8 protein-coding genes and 1 pseudogene are annotated in these 8,427 nt (G+C 58.0%); 3 read left to right on the top strand and 6 right to left on the bottom strand.

From position 1 onward, the window contains the following. Window positions 1–386, bottom strand: a pseudogene (locus ACH2EH_RS22515) (hypothetical protein); the annotation flags it as partial. A 59-nt stretch (window positions 387–445) separates the two neighbouring features. On the opposite strand from ACH2EH_RS22515, the gene ACH2EH_RS22510 reads away from it, so the two are divergent. Together ACH2EH_RS22510 and ACH2EH_RS22505 are read left to right on the top strand one after the other, a co-directional pair. Beyond that, window positions 446–895 carry a hypothetical protein gene (locus tag ACH2EH_RS22510; protein WP_395145274.1) on the top strand — a complete coding sequence of 150 codons (450 nt, stop codon included), beginning with the start codon at window positions 446–448 and terminating at the stop codon, window positions 893–895. A 16-nt stretch (window positions 896–911) separates the two neighbouring features. Next, entirely contained in the window at window positions 912–1,733 is an 822-nt protein-coding gene (locus tag ACH2EH_RS22505; protein ID WP_395145273.1) for a hypothetical protein, read from the top strand. A 10-nt stretch (window positions 1,734–1,743) separates the two neighbouring features. Here ACH2EH_RS22505 and ACH2EH_RS22500 read toward each other — a convergent pair whose 3' ends face one another. The 4 genes from ACH2EH_RS22500 to ACH2EH_RS22485 all read right to left on the bottom strand — a co-directional run bounded on the left by ACH2EH_RS22500 (window position 1,744) and on the right by ACH2EH_RS22485 (window position 6,369). Next, window positions 1,744–2,097: a tRNA-binding protein gene (locus ACH2EH_RS22500; protein WP_395145271.1), complete on the bottom strand. Its 354-nt coding sequence runs from the start codon at window positions 2,095–2,097 to the stop codon at window positions 1,744–1,746. Window positions 2,098–2,535: 438 nt separating this feature from the next. Next, on the bottom strand, window positions 2,536–3,435 hold the full coding sequence (locus ACH2EH_RS22495; RefSeq protein WP_395145269.1) for a nucleoside hydrolase: 900 nt from the start codon (window positions 3,433–3,435) through the stop codon (window positions 2,536–2,538). Window positions 3,436–3,597: 162 nt separating this feature from the next. After that, entirely contained in the window at window positions 3,598–4,578 is a 981-nt protein-coding gene (locus ACH2EH_RS22490) for a glycosyltransferase family 9 protein (protein ID WP_395145267.1), read from the bottom strand. Window positions 4,579–4,581: 3 nt separating this feature from the next. Then, window positions 4,582–6,369: an ABC transporter ATP-binding protein gene (locus ACH2EH_RS22485; RefSeq protein ID WP_395145265.1), complete on the bottom strand. Its 1,788-nt coding sequence runs from the start codon at window positions 6,367–6,369 to the stop codon at window positions 4,582–4,584. Window positions 6,370–6,411: 42 nt separating this feature from the next. Between ACH2EH_RS22485 and ACH2EH_RS22480 the strand changes: the two genes are divergently transcribed. After that, a complete protein-coding gene (locus tag ACH2EH_RS22480; RefSeq protein WP_395145263.1) occupies window positions 6,412–8,046 on the top strand; it encodes a CRTAC1 family protein in 1,635 nt (544 codons plus the stop codon). A gap of 10 nt (window positions 8,047–8,056) precedes the next feature. Here the strand turns inward: ACH2EH_RS22480 and ACH2EH_RS22475 are convergent. After that, a partial coding sequence (locus ACH2EH_RS22475; RefSeq protein WP_395145261.1) for a hypothetical protein occupies window positions 8,057–8,427 on the bottom strand: 371 nt, incomplete at its 5' end.

Here is an 8,427-nt window from a genome sequence, read left to right as displayed (position 1 = left end):
TCTACCGTCCAGAATCGGATGACCTCGGGCAGGTCAATGACTTGCCGCGCTTCAACCACTTCTCCCGGTATATCTTTGAGGTTCAAGCCGCAGTTGGGACATTGGTTGGGTTGATGCTTCTTGGTTTCATCAGGTGTCTCGTTCTTTTCGAGAGTATGCCCCTTATGTCCCTTCTGCCCTCCGGTAGGGCGATCCGTCTTTGGCCTTTGGTTCTTTGGTTTGATAAATCCTTGTGCGGATGAGGGAGTGTGCGGGCCGGGAGCGAGTTTATCTTCCAAAGCGGCAACGCGTTGTGCGAGAGCCTGAAAAAGCAGGAAGCAGGCTTCGGGTCCTTGCTGGTAAATCTGTTGGAATTGCTCGCGTGTCATGGATTGACTCAGTGCCATTGGTGGGCTGGATTATACTTCAAACGAGGAAGCTAGGCAAGTCCTGAGCTGTAACCTCTATGGAGATAAAAAGAGTTCTGGTCGAGCGTCCCTGGCTGGATGAGAGGCTTTTTCGAAACCGTGCGTGGACCCTTGATGGGATCACCTCAGCGCCATCAGGGCTGATGGTTCACAAGGGGGACAAGCCCGATCTGCCCTACCTCATTTCAAGCATTCTCCTGGCCAGAAACATTAGTATCACCCTGGAAGGGTGGACTAGTTTAACGGATGCTATGATCTCCCTAAACTCGAAGTCGTTTGGGATGGTGAACCTAAACGGAACCTATCTCTTTGGCAAAGGGCTCGCCAAAGCAGATGTCAAGTTCGATAGCTATCTGACGGATGCCTCAACCAACAAGAAAACCTACCGCGTTCGTTTCACCTGCCCCGGTGTTCAGATCATTGGCTTTGTCTGTGACACCGTTCCCAAATCACCAAACCCCGACCCGAAGTATAAATTCGGCCCTTAAAAAAGGAACCCTATGAATGCAGAAAGTACAGCTTTTTGGGCCAAAGAAGGCAGACACGCCCACGCTACGTCGCACAAAAGCCTATGGTGGCTACGAAGTGGTCTTCCCGACAACGAAACTTCCTCCGGTGCGCCTCGGTGCGCCTGAGGGGTTTCTCCTGCAAGATCGCCTGGCACTTACACCTGGCATTACGCTGCAGCTCTTGGAGCACGAGAAAAACATCGAGAGAACGCCGCCAAGCATCAGCTTGAATGGGCAGAAGCAACCTCTGGAGCTGGAGCGCTTTCTTACCGATCCAGCACTCTGGCCTGCCGATGTGCTCAACAATACCAAGTACCAGCTCGGGCAGGGCTACTACCACAAGAGCACTTTTCGTGTGTTCGGGCTGGCGCAGTCGCTGGGGAAAAGCTATCTCGGGGCGAGCTGGTACTCTCCTGCCGCCACGGACAGGCACGATGTGCTGGGGCTGATCTTTCAGCTGGAGGGCGACGGCAAAACGCTCCAGCTCCTTCCCCTCTACACCATCCCCGAGGTCGGCAACGATCCGAACACTGATATGCCAAGGCCGCTACTTCTGGACACACTCCCCAGTGGTGAGCTTCTCCTCAGTGCGGGGGGCAAACTGACCCGGCGAGCGGCGAGTGGCACTTGGAGCGTGCTACCCTCACGCTTGCTGGGGCGCTACCCCCAGCTTCTCACGTACGGGGCACTCTGGAAGCGGGGGCGCTGGCTCGTGACGGGGCGTCAGTGGGAAATGGGGAAAACGATCCAGTTCCAGGTTCTCGTCTCTGATGCCGCCACTCGCCAGAAAGTCTGTGTGTTTTCCTGGAGAGGCTAAGCCTAGACCTCTAGATCAGGCGCGTCCCGTTGGGTACCAGGCGCTCCGGCTGGGCGAGGACGATGGCGCCGGTTTCGTCAGAAAAGCCCGTTACCAGCACCTCACTCTGGAACGGGCCGATCTGCTTTTGGGGGAAGTTCAGCACGGCGATCACCTGCCGCCCGACCAGCGTCTCCGGCGTGTAGTGCACGGTAATCTGCGCCGATGACTTCCGAATTCCCAGCTCCGGGCCGAAGTCAATCCAGAGCTTAAAGGCAGGCTTTCGCGCCTCGGGGAAAGCCTCAACGGCTGTCACCGTTCCCACACGCAGCTCGACGCGCTCAAACTCCGCCCAGGTAAGATCGTTGTTCTCAGATAACCTCATGAAAATGCTCCAATGTAAAAGATCCGCGCCGGTACGCAATCTCTCCGGTAACCAGAGCGCCCAAGGTAAAGCGAAGCGGAAAAACGTCCTCAAGACGTAAGCCCAAAGAGGCAGCAGCTATCTGGCACTCTGTTGTCGCAGAGGTGCTTGATGCAGGAATAAAAATATACTGACTTTTGGTAAGTAGAGCGGCGGGCCCGAGACGAACTTCCCTCACAGTGCTGACTCCCACGATACCAAGAAATACTTCCCCTGAGGCAGTGACAAACCGGGCGACGACACTCAGGGAAAAAGCATCCAGAGGAACTGTCGGAGTTGGAACGGGACGTACCCACGTCTCATCTTGGTCCACCTTTCCTTCTTCTCCTATAGCAAACTCCCAGATTGGAAATGCCACAAGATCCTCTGGTTGAAGTTGGGTAATGGGCTTTGCTGCGATCATTTCTTCGGCGGCTGGCTGGTGAGCTGGACGAGAGCCTCTAGGACGCGGGCTTTGCGCACGGGGTCTAGGATGAGGAAGCGGTCGCGTCCGTTGTTTTTCGGGGTGAAGCGCGTGAAGCCGTCGTTTTCCACGGTCACTTGCCCGTGAGGCGAGAGGGCAAAGTGGTCGCGCTCAGGCTGGGCGGCGTAGAGGCAGCTCGCGAGATCCCAGCAGGGACGCTCCTCCCCAGGCTGGCAGTAGACCTTGTAGGCCAGCGGGATGGGATGGGCGGGAACATAGCCAAAATCTTGTTCGATGCTCTTGAGCGGGTAGCGCAGGGCGTTGCCGATCTCGAAACCTCCCCAGATGATTGAGGTGGGCCAGTCTTTGGCAAGCCTCTGGGCAGCGGGAATGTCCTGCGTCACGTTGTACTCACAGAAGTGATTGTTACTATCAATGGTTGCGAATGCGCCCGCCATGATCGAGAGCACTTTGACTTTCTTCAAGACCAAGTCGCGGTCTTTGGGATCGTCGAGTAGCTTGGCGAGATTTGAAAAAAAGCCCACTTGTGCGATCGTTACGGAGCCGTCGGGCTGGGCTTGGAGCGTTTTTCGGATCAAGTCCACGGCATCAGGAGCCTTGTCCGGGTTGATGCGGTGGGGGAACTTCTCCGCCACTCTTAGATACGCACTGGGGTCTGCGGACTTGCCGTCGCGCTTCACTCCGATGGGAAGCTCTGGGCGGCCATAGAACGTGTTGAGAGCATCCGTGAAGCGCGCCGACCACGGATCCACGCGAGTGAGGGTGACGGCGAGAATCTTACACGCTCCTCGGCTCTGCAAGCTGTGAAGGACGGCGAGAGCGAGGGCATCGTCCACATCGTTGCCCATGTCGGTGTCAAAGATAATTGAGGTCATGTTTTTCTTTCGCTTCCCTGAGTAATCGCCCCCATGAACGGGGGCGTCTTATTGTCCTCATGCTTCGGACACAAAGGCTGCAAGCAGCCATACCTAGTTGACTCAGTTATGGGCGGTACGCCCTTCGTGTCGGAGCCTGCGACGACAATAAGACGCCCCCGTTCATGGGGGCGAAAACTCCGAAATAAGCTCCCGTGCAGCTTGTTCTACCCGATCCGGCGTGATGGCGTCCAATCCGGCCCGAATGGCATCATCGGTGACTTTCATACCGGGAGGCACATACGATGTGAGGCTGCGGTGGCGGGGGCCGTCGTAGTGCCAGCGGGCGTACTTGGTGGGGCCGAAGATTCCCACGGTGGGCAGTCCCACTCCAGCGGCGAGATGCAGGAGTCCACCGTCGTTGCCGATCCATAAGTCGCAGCAGGAGATCAGGGCCATCGCTTCGCGTAGCTTGGTTTGCCCGACGAGCATCAAGGGCTTGTGCTGCATCATGGCCGCGACCGTCTCGGCGGCATTGCGCTCGGTGTCGGTGCCAAAGAGAATAACCCGTGCCCCGAGTTGCTCACTCAGCCGATCCCCGACTAGCGCGTAGTGCTCGGCTTTCCACTCGCGGACATACGGGTCGTTGGCGCCGGGCTGCATCCCGATAAAGCGCTTGCCCTCCGGGGCTAATCTTGCTCGGGCGGCGGCCTTCTCATCGTCCTTGACCCACAAGATGGGGGTTGGGTCGTAGGTGCCGGGGGAGATGGCTTGCAGTAAATCTAAGTACGCCACGATCTCGCGCTTGTCCCAGAGATAGGGCACGCGGTGTGTGAGCAGAAAGCTACGCCCCTCGACGTTGAAGCCCACGCGCTGTTTTGCTCCGCAGAGTACCCCAAGCATACCGGCACGAAACGAGCGGTCCACAAGAAAGCAAATCTCGGGGCGCATGAGCTTTTTGGCCAGTGGCACAATGCTCTCACCTTTACGAAACACCTCAATGGCATCCGTGTAGGGGCAGTTCTCTAAAAGCTGGGCCGCCGCCGCGCCGGCAACCAATGTGACATGGCTATCAGGGTAGGCTTGCTTGATTCCGCGCAAGAGTGGCGTCGCAATAAGCGTGTCGCCCATGTACTTGTGCTTGGTAACAACGGCAATACGCATGACCTACTCCACCGTAAACTGCGCTGCGTGGAGCCTTGCATAGGCTCCGTCCATGGCAAGAAGTTCGGCGTGAGTGCCGCGCTCGACGATCTTTCCTGCCTCCATCACGAGGATCAGATCGGCGGCGAGAATGGTCGAGAGGCGGTGGGCGATGGCGAACGTGGTGCGGCCTTTGGACAAACCGGTGAGAGCATCCTGGATCAGGCGCTCACTCTGAGTGTCTAGGGCGCTGGTGGCTTCGTCGAGAATCAGAATCTGTGGGTTTTTGAGAATGGCGCGGGCGATGGCGATGCGCTGTTTCTCGCCACCGGAGAGCTTGTAGCCACGCTCGCCCACCACGGTGTCGTAGCCCGCGGGGAGGCTGGCGATGTGCTCATGAATGGCGGCGGCCTGGGCGGCGGCGATGAGCTGTTCATCGGTGGCGTCGGGCCTGCCGTAGCGGAGGTTTTCCCGGATTGTGTCGTGCACCAGATAGGTTTCCTGTGTCACCACGCCGATTGCTTGCCCGAGTGTTGCCAGTGGCAGGCGCTTGATCTCGTGGCCGTCTATGCGGACGGTGCCCGAGTCGGCGTCGTAGAGGCGCGGGATCAGATAGGTCATGGTGGTTTTGCCCGAGCCACTGTGTCCGACAAGCGCGATTAACTGACCGGGTTGGGCGGTGAAGCTAATCTCAGAGAGCGTCTGCTTATCCTCGTCGTAGGCGAATGAGACATTCTCGAAGCTTACCGCACCGTGCACGTCCTCGGGTTTGAGTGCGATAGCGTCTTTGGGATCGGGGTTCTGAATCTCTTGCTTCAGGTTCATGTACTCAAAGATGCGCTCAAAGAGTCCCATCGCGGTGAGTACTTCTACTTGCACATTGAAGAGGCTGGTGAGGGGGAAGAAAAGCCGCCCCTGGAGTGCTGTAAACGCCACAATCAGCCCTACAGTGAGCGTCTCGCCGCCGGCCATGAAGTACCCCGCTAGCCAGTAGACCAGCGCGGGCGTGAGCGAGAACGTCAGGGGAATCAGGCTGAAAAAGATCCGCATGATCGTGGACTGCAGGATCTGCGTCGCAGTGAGAGCCTCATTCTCTTTGGCGAACTTCGCGAGCGTGCGCACTTGCTGCCCGCTGGTCTTGGTGAGAAGCACCCCCGAGACCGAGAGTGTCTCCTGCATCGTCGCCGAGAGATCCGCGTTCTGGCCTGCCGAGACCTTGCGCATCTCGCCCATCTTCATCCCGAGCTTAGCCGAGACAACCGCAAAGATCGGCAGAATGCTCAGTGCCAGCAACGTGAGTCGCCAGTCCAGCGCGATCATGAAGATAAGCGTGGAGATCACCACGGTAATGTTATTGAGGAAGTTGGCGAGCGTGTCTGAGAGCACGCCCTGAACGCCGCCGACATCAGAGATGAGGCGGGACTGGATCTCGCCCGTGCGCGTGCTGGTGAAGAAGCGCAGGCTCATGCCTTGCAAGTGGTCGAAGAGATTGAGCCGAAGATCGCGCATGATCTTCTGGCCCACAAGAACCGAGAGATACCCAAACCAGAGGGCGAAGCCACTAGCGGCAATGGTGGTCAGGAGCGTGAGGAGCGTGTAGTGTGTCACGACCTCAAAGTCTTTTTTCCCAAATCCTTCATCCACAATAGTTCGTAGATACGCTGGCGGGAGTAGCCCCACTCCTGCGGAGATTAAAACAAGCACACAAATAAACGCAAGCTGCCGACGGTAGGGCACGAACGTGCCGATAACGCGCTTGACCGTCGCCGGATTCGGCTTCTTCGGCGCTCCACCTTTGGGAGGAAAACTCATGGGGCGATTGTACCGCAACTGAAACTGATAGAATGCGCTGATATGGTTCTCAAACGACGTTGTTTTCTCTGGCTGTTTCCTCTCCTGCTCACGTTTGGCTGCACCACGCCGCCCGCCGCCGTCTCCCCAACTCCGCCCTCGTCGGTTCGGTTCGTCGAGGTCGCAGCGGCATCCGGAGTGAAGTACGCCTGGACAGCACCGGGGAAGCGTCCGTTGAACATCCTTCAGACTATTGGCAATGGGTGCGCCTTTCTGGATTTTAACAACGATGGCAACTTAGATATCTTGTTGGTTGGCCCAAGGCCCGCATTGTTTGTGGGCGATGGTAAAGGGCACTTCAGTGAGGTGAGTGCCTCAGTTTTAGGGAACTTGTCGGGCTACTTTTTGGGGTGCGCTGTGGGCGACTACGACAGCGACGGCTTTGTGGATGTGTATCTTTCTGGGTACCGTGAGGGGCGCTTGCTGCACAATGAGGCGGGGAAAAGCTTCAAAGATGTCACCGTGAGCTCGGGGCTCAAGCCCCAGCCTTGGGGGACTTCCTGCGGGTTTGCCGATCTGAATGGGGATGGGAAGCTGGATCTGTATGTCGCTAACTACGCCCAGTTCAGCACGACGACACAGCCGCAGCTCTGCAAGTTCCGCACGGAGAAGCACGGTGAGGTGCTCAGCTCCTGCGGCCCCACGCGCTATATCGGGCTACGCGGCACCCTCTGGCAAAGCAATGGCAAGACTTTTACGGATGTCTCGCAGGCAGCGGGCTTTAGCACACAGAACGGGCGTGGGCTCGGGGTAGCGTTTGCCGATATTACGGGCAAGGGGCTGACCAGTGTGGCGCTCGCCAACGATGAAGCACCAGGGGATCTGTTCTGTGCCCGTGGTGGCGGCAAGTTCGAGAACACGGGGCAGGCATCGGGCGTGGCAACGGACTCCGAGGGGAAAGTCCATGGGGGAATGGGCATTGACTGGGGCGATTATGACAACGACGGGAAACTGGATCTCTTTGTGGCCACTTTCCGCAACGAGGTCAAGAATCTCTACCACAACGACGGCGACGAGGCGTTCCGTGACAAAAGCAACGCCGTTGGGATCGGGCAAGCGGCGCTGCCGTATGTCGCGTTTGGCTGCAAATTTTTAGATGCGGACAACGACGGCTGGCTGGATTTGATTGTTACCAACGGTCATGTTCAGGACAATATTGAGCTAATCGAGGACACGACCTACCGCCAGAAGACACTTTTTTTGCACAATCAGAAAGGCAATTTTACCGATGCAGGGGCCACCTCGGGTATCGGCAGTCTTGCGCCGATTGTGGGCCGTGGCCTAGCGGTGGGCGACTTTGACAACGACGGTCGCGTGGACGCGCTGATTGTGGACAGTGAGGGCAAGCCGCTCCTCTTACACAACGAGAGTGTGGCACAGAGCTGGGTTGGTTTTGACTGTGGCGGGCGCTACGGTGCGGTGCTCACGCTGAAGCTTGCCGATGGGCAAACCCGGGTGCGCCAGTGCCAGAGCGCGGGTTCGTATCTGTCCGCCTCGGATGCGCGTGTGCACTTTGGGCTAGGCAAGGGGCAAGTCCAGAGCCTTACCGTCCGCTGGCCGTCGGGAAAGAGCGAGACCTGGAAAGGCTTTCCCACGGGCCGCTATCTGACACTTGCGCCCGGTCAATCGCCGCACTAATCCGTTCTGATTAGGGCTTTTTAGACGTGTCCGCCGCCGTCTCGCGCATCGTGGCATCCATCAGTGCCTGAAGGCCACGCGCCGCCTGCTCGGGGTGAGTCTTGAGCATCTGGATCATGCCGTCTTGCTGACGTGCTTTCTCCATCTCACCAGTCTGGCGGTAGAGCTGAGAGAGCTTCTGGTGGATGGCGCTGTCTGCCGGGTGTGCGAGCTCCTGCTCGACCAGCCGTCGGATTTCGTCCTCGACACGAGAGATCTCGGTGGCGATTGCCTGCACTTCTTTGGCTTTCTCTGGCTTGCCAATCTTGCGGTAGGCCTGTGCCATGAGCCGTAGCGCACTGATATCGCGCGGCTTCGCTTCGAGGACCTCCGTGAGCAAAA

The organism is Armatimonas sp., assembly GCF_043760365.1.
In the GTDB taxonomy this organism is placed as follows: domain Bacteria; phylum Armatimonadota; class Armatimonadia; order Armatimonadales; family Armatimonadaceae; genus Armatimonas.
The sequence above is the reverse complement of the archived record's forward strand: the minus strand, read 5'-3'. Positions and strand labels throughout refer to the sequence as shown.